The 20,205-nt window shown below is 76.2% G+C and carries 11 protein-coding genes; 1 reads left to right on the forward strand and 10 read right to left on the reverse strand.

Annotation, left to right across the window (positions count from 1 at the left end; genetic code table 11):
* Window positions 1–10: 10 nt before the first annotated feature.
* The 3 genes from B073_RS0101020 to B073_RS0101030 form a co-directional block, all read right to left on the reverse strand.
* Window positions 11–3,724: an ATP-dependent DNA helicase gene (locus B073_RS0101020; protein ID WP_018536231.1), complete on the reverse strand. Its 3,714-nt coding sequence runs from the start codon at window positions 3,722–3,724 to the stop codon at window positions 11–13.
* 83 nt (window positions 3,725–3,807) lie between these two features.
* Complete coding sequence (locus B073_RS0101025) at window positions 3,808–7,350, reverse strand: ATP-dependent helicase (protein ID WP_018536232.1); 3,543 nt, start codon at window positions 7,348–7,350, stop codon at window positions 3,808–3,810.
* A 229-nt stretch (window positions 7,351–7,579) separates the two neighbouring features.
* Window positions 7,580–8,095 carry an MGMT family protein gene (locus B073_RS0101030; RefSeq protein ID WP_018536233.1) on the reverse strand — a complete coding sequence of 172 codons (516 nt, stop codon included), beginning with the start codon at window positions 8,093–8,095 and terminating at the stop codon, window positions 7,580–7,582.
* A 186-nt stretch (window positions 8,096–8,281) separates the two neighbouring features.
* On the opposite strand from B073_RS0101030, the gene B073_RS0101035 reads away from it, so the two are divergent.
* The gene (locus B073_RS0101035; RefSeq protein ID WP_026246924.1) at window positions 8,282–11,269 is read left to right on the forward strand and encodes a lysylphosphatidylglycerol synthase transmembrane domain-containing protein; all 2,988 of its coding nucleotides are present in this window, start codon (window positions 8,282–8,284) and stop codon (window positions 11,267–11,269) included.
* 96 nt (window positions 11,270–11,365) lie between these two features.
* Here the strand turns inward: B073_RS0101035 and moeZ are convergent, their stop codons facing one another.
* From moeZ to B073_RS0101065, 7 genes are all read right to left on the reverse strand, one after another.
* Window positions 11,366–12,544, reverse strand: coding sequence for an adenylyltransferase/sulfurtransferase MoeZ (moeZ, locus tag B073_RS0101040; RefSeq protein WP_018536235.1), 1,179 nt, complete (start codon window positions 12,542–12,544; stop codon window positions 11,366–11,368).
* Between the two features lie 312 nt (window positions 12,545–12,856).
* Window positions 12,857–13,816, reverse strand: a complete 960-nt coding sequence (locus tag B073_RS0101045) for an NAD-dependent epimerase/dehydratase family protein (protein WP_026246925.1) — start codon at window positions 13,814–13,816, stop codon at window positions 12,857–12,859.
* A gap of 301 nt (window positions 13,817–14,117) precedes the next feature.
* The gene (locus tag B073_RS0101050) at window positions 14,118–15,368 is read right to left on the reverse strand and encodes a hypothetical protein (RefSeq protein ID WP_018536237.1); all 1,251 of its coding nucleotides are present in this window, start codon (window positions 15,366–15,368) and stop codon (window positions 14,118–14,120) included.
* The gene (locus B073_RS46175; protein ID WP_158690069.1) at window positions 15,365–15,583 is read right to left on the reverse strand and encodes a hypothetical protein; all 219 of its coding nucleotides are present in this window, start codon (window positions 15,581–15,583) and stop codon (window positions 15,365–15,367) included. Before B073_RS46175 ends, B073_RS0101050 begins: the two co-directional genes overlap by 4 nt.
* A 17-nt stretch (window positions 15,584–15,600) precedes the next feature.
* Entirely contained in the window at window positions 15,601–17,367 is a 1,767-nt protein-coding gene (locus B073_RS0101055) for a DUF3492 domain-containing protein (RefSeq protein ID WP_018536238.1), read from the reverse strand.
* 342 nt (window positions 17,368–17,709) lie between these two features.
* A complete protein-coding gene (locus B073_RS0101060; RefSeq protein ID WP_078507845.1) occupies window positions 17,710–19,155 on the reverse strand; it encodes a DUF3152 domain-containing protein in 1,446 nt (481 codons plus the stop codon).
* A gap of 7 nt (window positions 19,156–19,162) precedes the next feature.
* The gene (locus B073_RS0101065; RefSeq protein WP_018536240.1) at window positions 19,163–20,173 is read right to left on the reverse strand and encodes an alpha/beta fold hydrolase; all 1,011 of its coding nucleotides are present in this window, start codon (window positions 20,171–20,173) and stop codon (window positions 19,163–19,165) included.
* Window positions 20,174–20,205 lie beyond the last annotated feature (32 nt).

The raw sequence follows: 20,205 nt of genomic DNA on the forward strand, positions 1-20,205 counted from the left end.
ACGACCGAGCCTATCGGCCTTCCGGGGGATACCGGCCGGGGGTCTCGCCCAGCAGGATCCGTTCGAGGCCGTCGCGGCCCGGCAGGCGGGCGGGTCTGACCACCTCGCCGGTGCGGACGAAGAGGAACGCGGCGCCGACCTCGGACGGGGCCAGGCCGTGCTGCTCGGCCCAGGCCAGGCGGTAGACGGCCAGCTGGAGCGGGTCCGCGCCGCCGGCGCCCGAGGGGAGGTGGCGGCCGGTCTTCCAGTCGACGATCTCGAAGCGGTCGCCGTCCGGGCCGGGCTCGCGGTAGACCGCGTCGATCCGGCCGCGGATCACCCGCCCGGCGAGCGTCATCCGGAACGGGACCTCCACCCGGAACGGGGTACGGCGCGCGTACGGGGTCCGGGCGAACGCCTCCTTCAGGGCCGCCAGGTCCTGCTCGTCGGTGATCTCCGCGTCCTCGCCGGGCTCGGCGCCGGGGAGCTCATCAGGGCCGAGCAGCGGCAGCGGGAGCGTCTCGAAGCGGGACTGGACCCAGGCGTGGAAGCGGGTGCCGCGGCGGGCCGCGGGCTGCGGCGGGCGCGGCATCGGGCGGGCCAGCTCGCGGGCGAAGCCGTCCGGGTCGGCGGCGACGTGGAGCAGCTGGGTGGCGGTGAGCGAGGCGGGCAGCGGGACGTCGCGGACCCGGGCGCGGGAGCTGCGCAGCTCGGCGGCGAGCGCCTCCAGATCGCGGTCCCAGGACGCGGCCGTGCGGCGCTCCTCGGGGAGCAGCGCCAAGGGCCCCTGCTCCGGCAGGGCGGCGGGGGCGGGGACAAGGCCGGGACCGAGGCCGGGGCCGGCGGCGAGAGCGGCCGGATCGGGCTCGGCGGAGCGCTGGGCGATGAGGCGGGGGGCCGGGGCTGAGGCGGCGGAGGCGGCGGGGACGTCGTCGTGGGGCGCCTCGTCCTGGGGCGCCTCGTCCTGGGGCGTCCCGTCCTGCGGAGGCTCGCCGTACGGGGGCTTGTCATACGGAGGCTCGCCGTATGCGGGCTCGGCATACGGGGCGTCCGCATACGGGGGCTCGTCGTGGAACGGGTCGTCGAACGGGTCGTCGTACGGCGCGTCTTCGTAGGCGGCGGACCAGTCCTCGTCGTCCGGGGGCGGCGGCCACTCCGGGTCGTATGCGGGGGCCGGAGCCGAGGCGGCGGGAGCGTGGGCGGCGAGGTGGGCGCGGACGGTGGCGGCGGCCCGGCGGCGGCGGGCCATGGCGGCCGGGTCCAGCGGCAGCGGCCAGGGCTGCTCGGCGGCGGACTCGGCCAGGGCCGGATTCTCGGCGCCCTCCTCGGGCGGGTCGGCCCACACCTCGATCTCGCCGTGGCCGGCCTCGCAGTGCTCGCGCAGCGCCGTCAGGAAGGCGGACGGGCCGCGGGGGCGCTTCTGGGTGGGGCCCCACCAGTGGCCGGAGCCGAGGAGGAGGGAGCGGGGACGGGTGAAGGTGACATAGCCGAGGCGGAGTTCCTCGGTCTCCTGGTGCTGCTTCATCGCCTCCTTGAAGTCCTTGACGCCGCGGGCGGTCCACTCCGCCACCTCGGGCAGGGTGGCGGCGTCGCCGCGCAGGGCGTGCGGCAGGACCTTGGCGCGGCCGATCCAGGACTCGCGGGCCTGCTCGCTGGGGAACTGCCGGCTCACCAGGCCGGGCACCGCGACGACGTCCCACTCCAGCCCCTTGGACTTGTGGGCGGTGAGCACCTTGACGGTGTTCTCGCCGCCCGGGAGCGAGCTGTCCAGGCCCTTCTCGAACTGGACGGCGGTGCGCAGGAAGCCGAGGAAGGCGAGCAGGGTCGCCTCGCCGTCGAGGGCGGCGCCGCCCTCCTTGGCGGCGAACCCGGCGGCGAGGTCGAGGAAGGCGCCCAGCGTCTCCCGGCGGCGGGCGGCCAGGGCGTGCGGCGAGGCGGACAGCTCGACCTCCAGGCCGGTGACGGCGAGGATCCGGTGGAGCACGTCCATCAGCGGGTCGGCGAGCGAGCGGCGCAGGTCGCGGAGTTCGGTGGCCAGGCGGGCGAAGCGGACCCGGGCCTCCGGGGAGAACGGCAGGCCGTCGTCGGTGCCGCCGGACTCCAGGAAGGTGTCGAGCGCGTCGGCGAGCGAGACCGTCTCGGCCGGGTCGACGCCCTCGACGGCCTCGGCGAGCCGCCGCTCGGGGTCGTCCCCGGCGGAACCGCCGCGGGAGGTGCGGGCCAGCGCGCGGGCCCGGCGGCCCAGCAGGGCCAGGTCGCGGGGGCCGATCCGCCAGCGGGGGCCGATCAGCAGGCGGACCAGGGAGGCGTTGGCCGTCGGGTCCTGGAGGACCTCGCAGACCGCGACCAGGTCGGCGATCTCGGGGAGGTGGAGCAGCCCGGAGAGGCCGACGACCTCCACCGGGACGTCCCGGGCGACCAACTCGCCCTGGATACGGGCGAAGTCGGCGGCGGTGCGGCACAGGACCGCGATCCCGCCGGGCGGGGTGCCGGTGCGGACGAGGTGGGCGACGGAGTCGGCGAGCCAGCTGAGCTCTTCGGCCTGGGTGGGCAGCAGGGCGCAGCGGACCATGCCGTCCCGCTCGGCGCCGGGGGCCGGGCGCAGTGCCTCGACGCCGGCGTGCATGGCGCGCAGCGGGGCGGCGAGGCGGTTGGCGAGGTCCAGTAGGCGGCCGCCGCTGCGGCGGTTCTCGCTGAGGGCGAAGCGGCGGGCGGGGGTGCCGTCGGCGAACGGGAAGTGGGCGGGGAAGTCGTCGAGGTTGGCGACGGAGGCGCCGCGCCAGCCGTAGATGGCCTGGCAGGGGTCGCCGACGGCGGTGACCGCGTGCCCGGTGGGGGTCCCGGTGCCGGCGGCGCCGAAGAGGCCGGAGAGCAGCAGCCGCTGGGCGACGGAGGTGTCCTGGTACTCGTCGAGGAGGACGACCCGGAACTCGTCGCGGAGCAGGGCGCCGACCTCGGGGCGGGTGGTGGCCAGGGTGGCCGCGAGGGCGATCTGGTCGCCGAAGTCCAGCAGGTCGCGGTGGCGCTTCTCGCGGCGGTAGGCGCCGACCAGGTCGAGCAGCTCCAGCCGGCCGCGGGCGGCCTCGGGGACCTTGCGGAGGTCGGCGTTGCTGAGCTTGGCGCCCTCCAGGGAGGCGAGCAGGGCGGTGTCGTGGGCGTGCAGGGCGGCCGGCTCGGCGAGGTGCTCGGCCAGCTCGCCGTCGAGCGCGAGGAGGTCCTCCACCAGGGTGGGCAGCGAGGTGGTCAGCGACGGGTAGGGGCCGGGGGCGGCGCGCAGGGTGCGGGCGGCGAGCTGGAAGCGGGTGGCGTCGGCGAGCAGCCGGGCGCTGGGCTCCAGGCCGATGCGCAGGCCGTGGTCCTTGAGGAGCTGGCCGGCGAAGGCGTGGTACGTGGAGATCCGCGGCTCGCCGAGGGGCGGCTCGGCGGCTGCGGCCCCCGCGGCCCCCTCGGGGAGCGGATCGGGGTCGGTGACGCCGGCCGCCAGCAGGGCGGCGCGGACGCGCTCGGCCAGCTCGCCGGCCGCCTTGTTGGTGAACGTCAGCCCGAGGACCTGCTCCGGGGCGACCTGGCCGGTGCCGACCAGCCACACCACCCGCGCGGCCATCACGGTGGTCTTGCCGGAACCGGCTCCGGCCACGATGACCTGCGGGGCGGGCGGGGCCGTGATGCACGCCGTCTGCTCCGGGGTGAACGGGATGCCGAGGAGCTCCTTGAGCTGCTCGGGGTCGGTGATACGAGCTGACACAACCGCCACCGTAACGGCCGCCACCGACAACGCCCGCGCGAGCGGTGTCCGCGCAGGTCGGCGCGGGCACGGGCGGACGGCGGTCACTCCACGATCTGCCGGCCCTCCGGCTGGGCGCTGCACGAGGCCCGGAAAGCGCAGTGGGTGCAGTGCGCGCCGGTGGTGGGTGTGAAGCGCTCCTCCAGGACGCGGCCGGCGGCGGTGGCGAGCAGCTCGCCGACCCAGTCGCCGTCGAGCGGGGGCTGCGCCTGGACGGCCGGCAGCGCGTCGCCGCCCTCCTTGCGGGGCGCGCCCAGCCGCAGGTGGACCAGTTCGGCGCCACCCGGCTCCGGCCGGTCGCCGCCGAAGGCGTCGTCGAGGGCGCCCTCGCGGACCGCGAGCTGGTAGACGGCGAGCTGCGGATGGCGGGCGACCTCGGGGCCGGTGGGCTTCTGCTTGCCGGTCTTGAAGTCGACGACGTAGGCGCGGCCCTGGGCGTCCCGCGAGACGTGGTCCATGCTGCCGCGGATGCGGACCTCGTAGGCGCCGGCCTCCAGGGTGACGTCGAAGCCGTGCTCGGTGGCGACGGTGTCCCGGCCGAGCGTCTCGCGCTCCATGACGTGCCAGCGCAGAAAGCGCTCCAGGGCGGCGCGGGCGCTGTCCTTCTCCTGGCGGGACTTCCAGGGCGCGTCGAAGGCGAGCGCGTCCCACACCGAGTCCAGCCGTGCCATCAGGACGGACAGGTCGGCCGGGGTGCGGCCGGAGGCGACCTCGTCGGCGAGGACGTGGACGACGTTGCCGAAGCCCTGGGCGGCGGTGGCCGGGGCGTCGGCCTTCACCTCGCGGCCCAGGAACCACTGGAGGGCGCAGGCGTCGGCGAGTTGGCCGAGGGCGCTGCCGGAGAGCAGTACGGGGCGGTCGCGGTCGCGCAGCGGGACGGCGTTGTGGGTGGGCTCGTGCAGGCCCCACCAGCTGTCCGGATGGGCGGCCGGCACCAGGGGGTACCCGTCGTCGTCGCGCAGGGCGGCCAGTCTGGCCAGCCGCCGGGCGGCGGCGTCGCGCAGCGCCGGCGACGCCTCCGGGTCGACGGTGGTGGCCCGCAGCTCGGCGACGAGCGCGGCGACCGTCAGGGGGCGGCGGGGGCGCCCGGTGACGTCCTGGGGGGTGACGCCCAGCTCGGTCAGGAACCGGGACGGCTGGTCACCGTCGTCGGCCGCGGCCTTCACCGCCGTGACCACCAGGCGCTCCCGGGCCCGGGTCGCCGCCACGTAGAACAGCCGGCGCTCCTCGGCGAGCAGGGCGCCCGGGGTGAGCGGTTCGGCCAGGCCGTCCCGGCCGATCCGGTCCGCCTCCAGGAGCGAGCCGCGCCGGCGCAGGTCGGGCCAGAGGCCCTCCTGGACTCCGGCGACCACCACCAGGCGCCATTCCAGGCCCTTGGCGCGGTGCGCCGTCATCAGGCGCACCGCGTCGGGGCGGACCGTACGGCGGGTGAGGGTGTCGGCGGCGATGTCCTGGGCGTCCAGCTCCTCCAGGAAGTTCCGGGCGCCGCGGCCGCCGGTGCGCTCCTCGGCGCGGGCCGCCGTCTCGAACAGGGCGACCACCGCGTCCAGATCGCGGTCGGCGTTGCGGCCGGCGGCCCCGCCGCGCCGGGCGGCCCGCTCCAGCCGGCCCGGCCAGGGGGTGCCGTCCCACAGCTCCCACAGCGCCTCCTCGGCCGTCCCACCGCCGGCGAGCAGCTCCCGGGCCTTGCGCAGCAGCAGGCCGAGCCGCTGGGCGCCGCGGGCGTAGCGGGGGTCGTGGGCCACCAGGCGCTCGGGCTCGGCCAGCGCGCGGGCGATCAGCTCGTCGGAGGGCGGCGGCAGGGCCCGGCCGGCCGCCCGCTCCTCCTCGCGGAGCGCCCGGCCCAGCCGCCGCAGGTCGGCGGCGTCCATGCCGCCCAGGGGGGAGGTCAGCAGGTCGATGGCGGTCTCGGGGTCGATGGCGAGGGCGGCCGCGCCGTCTGAGGCAGCGTCCGGGGCGTCGTCCACCGTGTCGTCCGGGGCCTCGTCCGCCGCGTCCACCGCGTCAGTGCCTAGGTGATCGCCCGGGACGTCCAACGGGGCGGCGGGGCCCCCGTCCCCGTCGTGCGGATACGGCGCGCCGGGTGCCTCGGCGGGGGTGGCGCGGGCGCCCGAGGGCACGGCGGATGCCCCCGCGGCCACCCGCAGGGCGGTCAGCAGCGGGGCGACCGCCGGTTCGTGGCGGAGCGGCAGGTCGTCGCCGTCGATGTCGAGCGGGACCCCGGCGGCGGTCAGCACCCGGCGCACGGTGGGGATCGAGCGCCCGCCGGCGCGGACCAGGACGGCCATCTCGCGCCAGGGCACCCCCTCCTCCAGGTGGGCGCGGCGCAGCAGGTCCGCGATGTTGTCCAGCTCCGCGCCCGGGGTCGGGTACGTGTAGACCTCGGCCCGGCCGCCCTCCTGGACGGGCGCCGGCTCCCGGTGGGCGCGCACGGCGTCTGCCGGGAGACGGGTGAGCGGCATCCGGCGGGTGATCTGCCGGGTGGCGGCGAGCAGGTCGGCGCCAGAGCGGCGGGAGGTGCGCAGCACGGCCACCGGGGCGGGGGTGCCGTCGGCGCGCCGGAAGGTCTCCGGGAAGTCGAGGATGCCGTTGACGTCGGCGCCGCGGAAGGCGTAGATCGACTGGTCCGGGTCGCCGAAGGCGAGCAGCGTACGGCCCGGGGAACCGGGGGCGGCCGGTGCGCCCCGGTGGCCGGCGAGCGCCTGCAGCAGCCGTACCTGGGCGGCGTCGGTGTCCTGGTACTCGTCGACGTAGACCGCGTCGTAAGTGTCGGCCAGCCGGGCCGCGGCCTCCGGGCGCTCGGCCAGCAGTACCGCGCGGTGCACCAACTCGGCGTAGTCCAGCACCCCTTGGGCGTCCAGGACGTCGAGGTACTCGGCGAGGAAGGCGGCTGCGGCCTGCCAGTCGGGGCGGCCGGTGCGGCGGGCGAAGGCGCCCAGCGCGTCCGGACCCAGGCCCAGTTCCCGGCTGCGGGCCAGCACCGCGCGGACCTCGTCGGCGAAGCCACGGGTGGTCAGGCAGGCCCGCAGCTCGTCCGGCCAGCCCGCCCGGGCGCGGCCGGCGCCGGCCAGCTCCGCCTGGCCTTCCAGGAGCTCGCGGACGACCAGGTCCTGCTCGGGGCCGGAGAGCAGCCGCAGCGGGTCGGCGAAGAGGTCGGCGTCCTGATGGGCGCGGACCAGGGCGTAGCAGAAGGAGTGGAAGGTGGTGGCCTGGGGGACGCCCGGCCGGCACCCGGCGGACGGCCCGGGGGCGCCCCCGTGGTCGGCCAGGCGGGCCGCCAGCCGGTCGCGGAGGGCGACCGCGGCCTTCCGGCTGAAGGTGAGGACGAGGATGCGCTCGGGGTCGCCGCCGTCCCGGATGCGGCGCACCACGGACTCCACCAGGGTCGTGGTCTTGCCCGTGCCGGGGCCGGCGAGGACCAGCAGCGGGCCGTCCCGGTGTGCCACCACGGCGCGCTGGCCGGCGTCCAGGACGGGCGGCGCGGTCCGCTCCGGCGGGGTGCGCACCAGGCGGTACGCGCCGGGGGCGTCCCGCCGCGCGCCTTCGCGGGGCTGCGCCGGCGGAACGGCCGGAAGGGAGGAACTCACGTGGATCGCCGGTCCTGGGAGGGAGGTGCGGGTGGTGGTGCGGGTGCCGGCCGGGGCCTGCGGGGCCGCCGGGCCGTCGGGCGTCGGGGCGGAGCCGTCCGGGCACCGGCGACGGGCCGCGTCCGGAACGGCGGTCTCCGACCGTACCGGGTCGGGGAGCCGTCCCCGGACCGCCGGGGCGCACCAGGGGTCAGGGTCTGGTCCCGAACCCCGGCGCCCGTCTCGGCCTCTAAGGCGCGCCCCGCCCTTCGTCGCCGCCGTCCCAGCGCGCCCGCCGCATGTCGATCCTCGGTATGCGCCCGCCCGTCGCCCGACCACCGCCCCTCATCGACGCTTCCCCGGACTCCGTCCGGGGCCCCGCGGCCCCATCGATCGCCGCCGCCGACGCCCCCTTCAGCGGCGTGCCCTCGTCGCGGTAGTGGGCCAGGGCACGCAGCTCGCTGCCGGGGAGCAGGACGCCGTCCGCGCGCACCACCCGCCACCAGGGCACGGCCCCGCCGTAGAGGGCCATCACCCGCCCCACCTGCCGCGGGCCGCCGGGCGCCGGCCCCTGGGGGTGCTCCTCGTCCTTGAGCCACTCGGCGACGTCCCCGTACGTCATGACCTTGCCGGGCGGGATCAGCTCGGCGACGCCGAGGACCCGCTCGGCGTAGTCGGGCAGCTCCACGACGGCCTCCGCCGGGCCGTCCGGGGCGGCCCGGTCGCCGGCGGCGCCGGCCCTCTCCGTGTCTCCGGTCCCCTTCATTCGGCCCATCCTGCCGCACAGCACCGACAATGGGCTTGGACGCCTGGTCCCGCACCGGCCGGGTCGGCCTCGGAGGGTGCGGAGACCGTGTGCGGTGGTCGCGGTTCCGTTTCCGCTGGCCCCCAAATGCACCCTGATGCCTCCTCGGACCGGACGGCCGTGCCACCATCTTCCGGACGGTGACTGGTGATACGAGATCAAGAAGAGACGGCCGAACAGCAGGGTGCGGCGCCTCCGCGGGAGGCGGGCGCCCCTGATGTGCTGGCAGCCGGCACCGCCCCGGGACCGACCGCAGGGACCGCGCAGCCGCAAGGGCCGCGGGCGGCGGATCAGGGGAAGCAGCAACGGACGCCGGCGACGGCTTCCGCTACCGAAAAGGCGAGCACGATCGAGAAGGCCGAACGACCCGAGGCGTCCGCGAGGCCGGGCCGGCCCACGGCGCCCGAGCGGCAGGAGCCCGTGGGGCGGACCCCGGTGAGCGACCAGGGCGACCAGCCGCCGGACGAGCCGCTGGAGCACCACAAGACCGCCGACGGCGCGCCCCGCACCGGTGCGCGCCGCCCCGAGGGCGTCCCCCAGGACACCGGCGACTTCCATGTCGACCGGCTCGCAGTGGACGAGCCGCTGCTGCCCGCGCGGGTGCACCGCCCCGCCGACCTGCTGCGGCTGCTGCTCGGCATCGCCGGGATCGCGCTGGTGCTGGCGCTGGCGACGTTCGCGCACGGCACCACCCAGGGCCTGAAGAACGACATCGGGCAGGGCGCCGGGGCGGCACCGCCGCTGCTGATCAACCTGGCGGGGCTGGCGTCCAGCGTCCTGGTGCTGATCGTGCCGGTGGCCTACGCCGTGGAGCGCCTGATCAAACGGGACGGGCTGCGGATCGCGGACGGTGTGCTGGCCGCCGTGCTGGCGCACGGGGTGTCGCTCGCCACCGACCTGTGGGTGGCCGAGGCCGCCCCCGCCTCGATCCGCAGCGCGCTCACCCAGCCGCTGGCCAACGGGGCGCTCTCCGCGCCGGTGCACAGCTATCTGGCGCCGGTGATCGCCTATATGACGGCGGTGGGGATGTCCCGGCGCCCCCGTTGGCGGGTGGCGATGTGGTGCGTCCTGTTGCTGGACGCGTTCGCGGTGCTGATCGGGCGGTACACCACCCCGTTCGCGATCGTGGTGACCGTCCTCATCGGCTGGACCGTCGCCTTCGGCACGCTCTATGCCGTGGGCTCCCCCAACGTCCGCCCCACCGGCCAGAACCTCCTCGCGGGCCTGCGCCGGGTCGGCTTCCGGCCGGTCAGCACGATGCGCGCGGAGGACCCCGGCAACCCCGAGCACGCCGACCGGGGCCGCCGCTACCTCGTCGCCCTGGAGGACGGCCCGCCCATCGACGTCACGGTCGTCGACCGCGAGCAGCAGGCGCAGGGCTTCTTCTACCGGGTGTGGCGGCGGCTGTCGCTGCGCGGGATCAACCAGCGCCGCAGCCTGCAGTCACTGCGCCAGGCACTGGAGCAGGAGGCGCTGCTGGCCTACGCGGCGATCGCGGCCGGGGCCAACGCCCCCAAGCTGATCGCCACCTCCGAGCTGGGCCCCGACGCGGTGATGCTGGTCTACGAGCACATCGGCGGCCGCAGCTTCGACGCGCTCGCCGACGAGGAGATCACCGACGAGCTGATGCACAGCGCCTGGCGCCAGGTGGCCGCGCTCCAGTCGCGGCGGATCGCGCACCGGCGGCTGGTCGGGGACGCCCTACTGGTGGATCGTTCCGGCAACATCGTGCTGACCGATCTGCGGGGCGGTGAGATCGCGGCCGGCGATGTGGTGCTGCGGATGGACATCGCCCAGCTGCTCGCCACCTGCGGGCTGCGGGTCGGTGCCGAGCGGGCGGTGGCCGCGGCCGTCGAGGTGCTCGGCCCGGACGCGGTGGCCGACAGCCTGCCGCTGCTCCAGCCGATCGCGCTCAGCCGCACCACCCGGGCCACCCTGCGCCACCTGGCCAGGGAGCGGGCCAAACGGGAGCGGGAGGCGGTACTGGCCGCCTCGCAGGCCGCGAAGGAGGCGCGGGAGGCCCGGGAGGCCCACCGCCCCCAGGACCGCAAGGCGCTGCGGGCGGTGCGGAACGCCGAGAAGTCCGCCGAGAAGCGGGCCCTGGAGGAGGCGTCGGAGGAGGCGCTGGAGGAGGATCTGCTCGCCCAGATCCGCCGGCAGGTCCTGCTGATCCGCCCGACCGCGGTGATCGAGCCGGCGAAGCTGGAGCGGCTGAGCCCGCGCATCCTGATCAGCTGGATCGCCGGCGCGTTCGCGGCCTACGTCCTGCTGTCGCAGCTGACCAACTTCAACCTCGGCGACGTGATCAACCAGGCCCGGTGGGTGTGGGTGCTGGTCGCGGCGTTCTTCTCGGGGCTGACGTACGTCGCGGCGGCGATGAGCCTGCTGGGGTTCGTCACCGAGAAGGTCTCCTTCCTGCGGACGCTGCTGGCGCAGGTCGCGGGCGACTTCGTGAAGCTGGTGGCGCCCACGGCGATCGGCGGGGTGGCGCTGAACACCCGCTTCCTCCAGCGGGCCGGGGTCCGTCCCGGGCTGGCGGTGGCGAGCGTCGGCGCGTCCCAGCTGTTCGGGCTGGGCAGCCACATCCTGCTGCTGCTGGCGTTCGGCTATCTGACCGGCACCGAGCACGCCCCGCAGATCTCGCCGTCCCGGACGGTGATCGCCGGTCTGCTGACGGTGGCGGTGCTGGTCCTGGTCGTCACCGCGGTCCCGGTGCTGCGCAAGTTCGTGGTGACCCGGCTGCGGTCGCTGTTCGCCGGGGTGGTGCCGCGGATGCTGGACATCCTCCAGCGGCCGCGGAAGCTGGTCACCGGCATCGGCGGGATGCTGCTGCTGACGGGGGCGAACGTGATGTGCCTGGACGCCTCGATCCGGGCGTTCGGCGGCGGCGACCAGATCAGCTACGCCGGTATCGCGGTGGCCTTCCTGGCGGGCAACGCGATCGGCTCGGCGGCCCCGACCCCGGGCGGCGTGGGCGCCGTGGAGGCCGCGCTGATCGGTGCGCTGACCTTCGGCGGGCTGCCGGCCGAGACGGCGCTGCCGGCGGTGCTGCTGTTCCGGCTGATGGTCTTCTGGCTGCCGGTGCTGCCGGGCTGGATGGCGTTCACCTTCCTGACCCGCAAGGGCGAGATCTGAGGGCGGCCCGGCGCCGGCGCGGCCGGTATACGGGAAGGCGCCGGTCCGTCGTCGTGCGGACCGGCGCCTTCGGGCGTCAGGGGGCGGCTGCGCCGCTCAGTAGACGGGCTTCTCCGGCTCGACGGTGTTGACCCAGCCGATCACGCCGCCGCCGACGTGCACCGCGTCGGCGAAGCCCGCGGACTTCAGGACCGCGAGGACCTCGGCGGAGCGGACGCCGGTCTTGCAGTGCAGGACGATCTTCTTGTCCTGCGGGAGGTCCTGGAGGGCGGTGCCCATCAGGAACTCGTTCTTGGGGATCAGGCGGGCGCCGGGGATCGAGACGATCTCGAACTCGTTGGGCTCGCGGACGTCGATGATGTCGATCTTCTCGTCGGCGTCGATCCACTCCTTGAGCTGCCGGGGAGTGATCGTCGAACCGGCCGCCGCCTCCTGGGCCTCCTCGGAGACGACGCCGCAGAACGCCTCGTAGTCGATGAGCTCGGTGACGGTGGGGTTCTTGCCGCAGACCGCGCAGTCGGGGTCCTTGCGGACCTTGACCTGACGGTACGTCATCTCCAGGGCGTCATAGATCATCAGGCGGCCGACCAGCGGGTCACCGATGCCGGCGAGCAGCTTGATGGCCTCGTTGACCTGGATGGAGCCGATGGAGGCGCACAGCACACCGAGGACGCCGCCCTCGGCGCAGGACGGCACCATGCCCGGCGGCGGGGGCTCCGGGTACAGGCAGCGGTAGCAGGGGCCGTGCTCGCTCCAGAACACCGACGCCTGGCCGTCGAAGCGGTAGATGGAACCCCAGACGTACGGCTTGTTCAGCAGCACGCAGGCGTCGTTGACGAGGTAGCGGGTGGCGAAGTTGTCGGTGCCGTCGACGATCAGGTCGTACTGGGCGAAGAGCTCCATGACATTGCTGGAGTCCAGGCGCTCTTCGTGGAGGTTGACCGTGACGTACGGGTTGATGCCCAGCACCGTGTCCTTGGCGGAGGCAGCCTTGGAGCGGCCGATGTCCGCCTGGCTGTGGATGATCTGGCGCTGCAGGTTCGACTCGTCGACCTCGTCGAACTCCACGATGCCCAGGGTGCCGACGCCGGCCGCGGCCAGGTACATCAGCGCGGGCGAACCCAGGCCGCCGGCGCCGACACACAGCACCTTGGCGTTCTTCAGCCGCTTCTGCCCGTCCATCCCGACGTCGGGGATGATCAGGTGGCGGGAGTACCTGCGGACCTCGTCGACGGTGAGCTCCGGAGCGGGCTCGACCAGGGGTGGCAGCGACACGGGGACTCCGTTGATCGGTCTCGATGGGCTTCCCCCGCCCCGGCCGGGACCGGGAGCGGCGGAGAGGGTTCTCTCCGTAACACTGCCACGCCCTTCTTCATTCCGAGACACCTGGTCCGATGTGCGAGACGGAATCGTCCCAGCAGCCGGGCAGCGGCTCCCGGGCGCCGGCGGGCCGCCGGGTGGCGGGCCGTGGCGCCGGATCCGGGTGTCCCAGTAAACGGACAGCCGTCTCACGGAAGCGGGCGACGGCCGGGAGGGGCAGGCGCAGAGTCGGGCCCAGAGCCGGGCACAGGGTCGGAAGCGGCGTCCTCAGATACGACACGCGGCCTCCATCCAGATGTCGGCGAGGGACTCCTCCAGGACGATCCGCGGGCGCCAGCCGAGCCGGTCGCGGGCGGTGCGGACGTCGGCCTGCTGCCAGGTGCCGCAGCCGTCGGGATACGGGTAGGCGGTGGGCGGCGCGCCCCCCGGGTGCCCCTCGGAGGCGGGGGCCGGGATCACCAACCGGGCGGGCGGGGAGTCGAGTTCGTGCAGCGAACCGCCGAACCCGGCGACCCGGGCGAGCACCGCGGCGGCCTCCCGCAGCCGCACCGCGCGCCCGGTCCCGATGTTGACCACGCCCTGGGCGGCGGACAGCGAGGCGGCGTGCACCGCCCGGGCCACGTCCCGGACGTCGACGAAGTCCCGCTGCACGCCCAGGCCGCCGAGCTTGAGCTCGTTGTCCCCGGACTGCATCGCGCGCCGCATCGCCTCGGCGAGCCGCCCCAGCGGCGACCCGGCCGGGGTGCCCGGCCCGACCGGCGAGAAGACCCGCAGCACCACGGCGTCCAGCCCGGAGCCGAGCACCAGCTCGGTGGCGGCCAGCTTGCTGACGCCGTACGGGCCCCCGGGGCGCGGCACCGCGTCCTCGGCGGTGGACGAACCGGGCTGCGAGGGCCCGTACTCGGAGGCGCATCCGAGGTGCACCAGACGGGCGCCGCAGCCGCTGCGGCGCAGCGACTCGCAGATGGTGGCGACCGCGACGGTGTTGTGCCGGGTCAGCTCCCGTGCACCGCCGCGGGTGGTGCCCGCGCAGTTGACGACCACACCGGGGTGCACCGCGTCCAGGAAGCGGGTGAGCGCCCCGGGGCTGCCGGTGGCCAGGTCGAAGCGGACGTCGGCGTCGTCTCCCCGGCCGAGGGCGGTGAGCTGGACGGCGGGGTCGGCGAGCAGGCGGTCGGCGACATAGCGGCCGAGGTACCCGTTGGCGCCGATGAGCAGCACCCTCATCGTGCGGCCCCCCTGCGCGCGTGCCGTGTGAGCGGGTGGATGTTCATCGTGGTTCCTCCGTGTATACCCCCGCGTTCACGCGGGGGACGATCGCTGCTGCCCGGTCGGCGAAAACGAAGTTGGCCGGGCCTACCGCCGGGCCGGCGGAAAGTCAGGTCTGTGGAGCTGGTGCGAGACCGATGGACGGCACACCGTCCCTTGCCGTTGATGCGGGTCGGCGACCGGCCGTGAAGCAGAAAGATCAACCCGTGCGGGAAGAATCCCCCCGCCTCGGCCGGGGGAGAGGTCATGTGCCGGCTCCTCATGCGGGATCGAGGGGAGCGTGCCGATGAGTTGCGTCATCGCCGGTGCGCCCCTCCCGCCTCGGTGGCACCGGCAGGTTCGCGCAGGCCCCCGTGAGCGCCCGCAGCCCGTGGACGAGGAGGCCCAGTGCGGCGGCCGTGCACGCGACGGCGGGGACCGCGGCCGGTCCGGCGGCGCCGACCAGCGCCTCCACCGGGGCACCGAGCCGTGCCCACCCGGGGAGCCGGGCGGTCAGGACGAGCGCCAGGGCCACCGCCTCCAGGGCCGCGGCGCTCCCCAGCCCGGCCGCGGCGGCCGCCGGGAAGCCGTGGACCGCGAGCAGCCGGGCGAGGAAGAGCAGCACCGCCAGCGCGGCCGCCGCCGGGACCGCCCACCGGCCGCCGGGGCTCCCCGTGCGGCCGAGCAGGACGTGGGCGCCGGCGGCCAGCGCCGCCGCGGCGCCCAGGAAGAGCAGCGTCGCGGCGACGAGCAACGGCCTTACTCGGGAGGCGAGTTCGGCCAGTGCGCGGCTGGCGGCCACCCGGTGCCGGGCGCGCCGCGCGAACCAGTGGGCGCAGCCGGCGGCCGGGGCGAGTGCGCAGGCCAGCGCCACGGCGGTGGCGACCGCCGCCCGCGGAAGCGGGCCGGGCACATCGGGCCCGCCGGAGCGGAGTTGGGCCAGCAGCCAGTCGCCGAGGACCGCGTACGCCACCGTCCAGAAGGCCGCCGTCGCCGCCGTACGGGAACCGGGGCCGCGGCGCAGCCGCAGCGGCCCGTGCCGCAGGGCCAGCCGCAGCGCGAGGACGGTCAGCAGCAACCCAGCTGCGTCAACTGCCGCGAGCAGCCGCGGAGTCGGCGCCAGGACCGAGACATGGGCGGCGACGGTGGACAGGCCGATGGCGCCGGGGAGCAGCTGCACCGCGCCGCGGGCGGTCCGGGAGCGGGGGGCGGGCGCGGGGTCCGGTGGTTCCGGGTCCGCCTCCGCGGCGTCCGCCGGCTCCTCCGGCGTCCGGCACTCCGGCCCGTCGGCGCGCGGGACGCGGGCGTAGAGCTCCTCCGCCAGGGAGAAGACGTCGCGGTGCCGGAAGCGGGCGGCGGCGCGGTCGGTGACACCGTGCGCCTCCAGGCCGGCGGCGATCTCCAACGGGTCCACCGCCTCTTCGCACAGGGATCGGTGACGGTGCATCAGGATCTTGACGGGGTCGGCCGGGCCGTGCCGGCGGACCGGCCGGACGGGCGGGGCCGCGGTGCCGCTCTCGGGTGCGGTCATGCGCGGTCTCCTCTCCCCCGGCCCCGGGGACAGCCGCCGTCGGTGGGACGGCGGCGGAAGGGCAGCGGGCGGCCGGTACGGGTCACCCGCCGGATGCGCCGACGGCCGCCCGTCCAGGCCCCGGCCCCCTCGTGTGCCACATCCGCCATCCCCGTCACCAGGGCCGCGCCCACCACGCCCATCGCGCAGAGCACGTCCAGCACGGCAGTCACCACTGTCGTCTCCCTCACCCTCACCGCATCTGCCCGGCGGCCGGTTCGCCGGCCGCCCCGTATCGAGTGCGCCGGCCGCCTCCGGCCGGCCCGTCCGCCCGATCGGCGCGTTCGCCGCGGGCCCAGCTGGGGGTGCGGGTGGTGCCGGCCGGAACCGGTCCGCCGGACACCCGGCGCTCGGCGGGCCGGGCGAAGGGCCGCGGGACCCCGCCCCCGGCCGTCACGCCGCCGCGCCCCGCCGGGGCGTCCGGGGTCTGCGCGATCAGCTCCAGGTAGATGCCACGAAATGCCGCGATGTTCTGCTCGACGGTGAAGAGTTCGAGGGCCCGGGCGCGGGCCGCGGCGCCCAGCCGGGCGCGCCGCTCCGGGTCGGTGAGCAGCGCCCGGCAGGCGTCGGCCAGCGCGCGGGGGTTGCGCGGCGGCACCACCAGGCCGGTGCCGCCGATCACCTCGCAGACCGCACCGGTGTCGGTGGAGACCGTGGCGCGGCCGCAGAACATCGCCTCCACCAGGGAGCGCGGGAACCCCTCGACCGCGCTGGAGAGCACCACCACCGCCGCGGAGGCCAGGACGTCCGCCGTGGTGGGCGCGGCGGGGCCGCCGATCTCCTCGAAGCTGACCGGGTTCTCCCCGGCGGTACGGGCGTCGGCGGCCTCGTCGGGGAAGAGCTGGGCGGCCAGCGCCCGGCACTGGGCGCGGTAGGCGGCGCCCTCCGGGTCGTCGCCGAGGCCGCCGACGATCCGGAGGGTGGCGGCCGGGACGTCCTTGCGCAGCGCGGCGAAGGCGTGCAGCAGCCCGACGAGGTCCTTGTCCGGGGCGATGGCGCCGGTCCACACCAGGGTCGCGGAGTCGTCCGGCGCGGCATCCGGGACGGACGCGAACGGGCCCGCGTCCATGCCCGGATGGACCGTGCGCAGCCGGGCCGGGTCCGCACCGCAGCGCTCCTGCCAGCGGCGGGCCCGGGCGCCGCCGGCGGTGATCAGCGCGGCCCGGGCGTAGGTCTCGGCGGCGAGCGCACGGTGGAAGGCGGCGAGCAGGGCGCGGACGGGCACGGGGCGCGACACGGCGGGGTGGGCGAGGTAGTGCTCGCGCAGCCGCACATCGTGCTCGGTGACCAGCAGCGGGGTACCGAAGAAGCGTTTGGCCAGCAGTCCCGGGAGGGCGGCGGGGCCGGCCGCGGCGGCGTGGCAGAGGTCGACCCCGGCGAGCCCGGAGTCGCCGTACCAGTCCAGGGAGAGCGGACGCAGCGCCGGTTCCAGCTCCGCGGCGGCCGCCAGCAGGTCCGCGACCTGTGCGCCGCGGACCGCGGACGGTGCGCCGGGGCCGTGGCAGACCGCCTCCAGGGCGCGGACGGCGTCCTCGGAGCGGAGCAGGGCGGGCAGCGGGGCACCGTCGCGGGCGAGGTCGGCGAGCCCGTAGAGACCGCTGGCGAAACGGTCCGCCTGTCCGTCCGCGGCGGCCTCGGCGGCGCTCGTCCGCTCCCCCGCCGGCAGCGCCGTGCAGGCCGCTACCAGCTCGCCGAAGTGCTCGGCGAAGCGGCGCCGGGCACGTCGGCCGCCGGCCCGCCGGTGCGCCGCCGGGGCCTCGCCCCACAGTGCCGCCCGGCCCGCCAGCCGGGCGTTGACCGGCAGCGCCACGGGGCCGCGGGCGTCCTGGCGGGGGTCGGTGGTCAGCGCGTGGAGCGCGAAGTCATGGCCGGCGAGTCCGCGAACGAGCCGGTCGCACCAGCCGTGCGCCTCACCGGACGCGTAGGGATAGCCACCCTCGGTGAGCAGTCCAATGCGCACGACGGCACCCCCGTCCTCCCATATCGGCGTCCTGGCGCGGCACGACCCCCGCCACCTGCAGGAAGAAGCTACGCAAAGGGGCAGGTCGCGCGATGGACGGTTGTCCATCGCACCACCGGAAGGGGTGAACACGCGTGACTTTCCACCCCTCGGGGCGTTTCGACGCGCTATGGGGCCGTTGGGTGGGGGTGGTCCAGCCGGCCGGCCGCCGCCCTCAGGGGCCGCTCACCCGCCACGACCTGCGGCTCCGGCACCGCGAGGACGGCCAATGCCCGCCGCGCACGGCAACCGAAGCCCCCGCACAGCGGGGCGCCTACGCCGGGCGCCCCGCCGCTTCCGGGCTCAGTGCCCGGTCGGATACGGCCAGGAGTTGGGCCGGCAGGTGACCCCGTCCGTGGTGAGGAACTTGGTCTGCTGCATCATCACCGGCGCCAGCGCGCCCGGCCGCGAGCAGACCTCGTGGTTGTGGCCGAGCCGGTGCCCGACCTCGTGGTTGATCAGCATCTGGCGGTAGGCCAGCATCTTGTCCGGGCCGTAGGTGCGGGCGCCCTGCGCCCACCGGTAGGCGTTGATCATCACCCGCTGGGTGGCCGCCGAGTCGCAGGAGACGTTGTCCTCGGTGGTGTCCAGACCGGACTTGGCGCACCACTTGGCGGTGGTGCCGGGGCTGGCCAGCGAGATCACGAAGTCCGCGGTGCCGGAGCCCACCCGCTGGAAGGTCCGCCGCCCGCCGTGCGCCCAACTCCGGTCGTCGTTGAGGGTCTTGTGCACCGCCTCGGCGAACAGCGCGCCGTCCAGCGGCAGTCCCTCCTCGACGTCCACCCGATAGCGCAGCACCGTGCCGTGGCCGGGCGCCTGGGCGTCGCCGCCGACGGGCCGGAAGCGGCCGCTGGCGGTCAACTGTGGGTCCAGCGGGAAGACTTCGGCCATCTGCGTGGCGTAGTCGGCGGGCTTGGCGTCCTGGCCGGCCCGCGTCTGCGAGCGCGATGCCTGGTCGGTGCCGCCGTCGGTCCGGTCGTCGCCGCTGCGGGCCTGCGGGCCGGCGCCGTCCCGGTGCTGGTCGGCGACCTGACCGGCGATGACGACGGCGAGCGCGGTGGTCACCGCCGCGGCCGCGGCGCCGGTGAGGGTCCGCGCCCGGTGCCCCTTGCGGGCGCCCCGCGCCCCGGGGCCGGCCGGCTCCTCGGCGTCGGCCGCGCGCCCGTCGGCACCGCCCGCGGGCTGGACGGCCTGGGTCGCGAAGGCCCCGCCGGAGACCTCGTCGGGGGAACCTGCGGCACCGCCGTCAGGGGATGCTCCGGCCGGGGAAGCGGTTCTCCTCCCCGTGCCCCGCGCGGCCGCTCGGTCCGCCCCGGCGCCGGGGCCGTTCCCGCTCCCGCTTCCGTCGAACGCCTCCAGATACTCCCGGCGCGGCCCCGGGTCGTCCGCCGGCGAGACCACCGGCACGTCGAACGCGGGGGTGCCGGCCACCGGAGCCCCCAGCGGGGTACCGAAGGGCGGGGTGCCGAAGGGCGGCGTGCCGGAAGCCGGTCCACCGGGCTCGGCGGCCCGCGGCCGGGGGATTCTCGGTGCGGGCGCCGCGGGCCCGTCCGGCGGCGGGACCGCGCCCCAGGCGCCGCCCGGCTCGCGCTGCTCGGGATGGCCGCCGCGGACCGCTCCGCCGCCCTCCGGCGGTCCGGTCACCCGGCGGCGGCGCCCCGTCCCCGGAGGGTGCGGTGCGCTGTCGGTGGTCCCGGCCGTTTCGGGGGCCGGGCGCTGCCGTTCGCCCCGGCGGCTGTGTCGTCCCACGGGGCCGTCAGCTCCCGGCTCCGGCCGGCCGGGCCGCGACGGAGTCGACCAGGTCGCGGACGGCCCGGGCCACCGCCTCGGGGTACTCCATCATCGCCACGTGTCCCGCCTCCGGAAGTGTCAGCAGCCGTGAGCCGCGGAACGCCGCGGCCGCCCGCCGTGCCATCCGGACGGAGACCAGGCGGTCGCGTCCACCGTAGACGAGAAGCGTGGGTGCCAGGACGCGTTCGGCCTGACGCCACAGGCCGTGCTGGCCGCCGAGGGTGTAGGCGTCCACCACACCGCGCGCCGAACGCTCCATCACCTCCCAGAAATACGGGAGTTCGAGCCGCCGGGCGTACTCCTCGACGGCGGACTCGAAGCCTTCGGGGGTGATCCGGGCCGGGTCGCCGTAGCAGAGCGCCAGCACCTCGCGGGTGCGCTGCTCGGGCGTCCAGTCGCGGGTGAGCCGGCCGAACAGCCGGGCCACGCCGGGGACCGCGAGCAGCGCGGTGGGCACCGCCGTCCGCTGCGGGCGGAGTTCGGGCAGCGCGGGCGAGATCAGGGTGAGGGTGCGGACCAGGTCGGGGCGGAGCGCCGCGACCCGGGTCGCGGTCGCGCCGCCCATGGAGTTGCCGAGGAGGTGGACGGGGCCGCGGCCGGCCGCGTCGAGGTGGCGGATGACCGCGCGGGCCTGTGCGGAGACGGAATAGTTGCCGTCGTCGGGCGGCGGCGACTCGCCGAAGCCGGGGAGGTCGATCGCCTCGGCGGCCAGCCGGTCGGCGAGCAGCGGCATCAGCGCCGACCAGTTGCGGGACGAGCCGCCCAGGCCGTGGACGCAGAGCGCCGGTTCGCGGTCCTTCCCCGGGGCGCCCGCCGACTGCGCGGCCGGGCTGCGGACCGCCATCGTCAGCCGCGGCGGCGAGCCCAGCGACACCCAGTCGACCACCTCGTCCGCGGGGCCCGGGGCGCCGGGCCCGGCCGGCGGCACCGGGAGAGCGGCGGCGGTCGCGGTGTCCGGCGGCTCGGTCGAAGACATGCTGTCGATGTTACGAGACGATCACGCCCCCG

Origin of the sequence: Streptomyces sp. MspMP-M5, assembly GCF_000373585.1 — a bacterium.
Classification (GTDB): domain Bacteria; phylum Actinomycetota; class Actinomycetes; order Streptomycetales; family Streptomycetaceae; genus Streptomyces.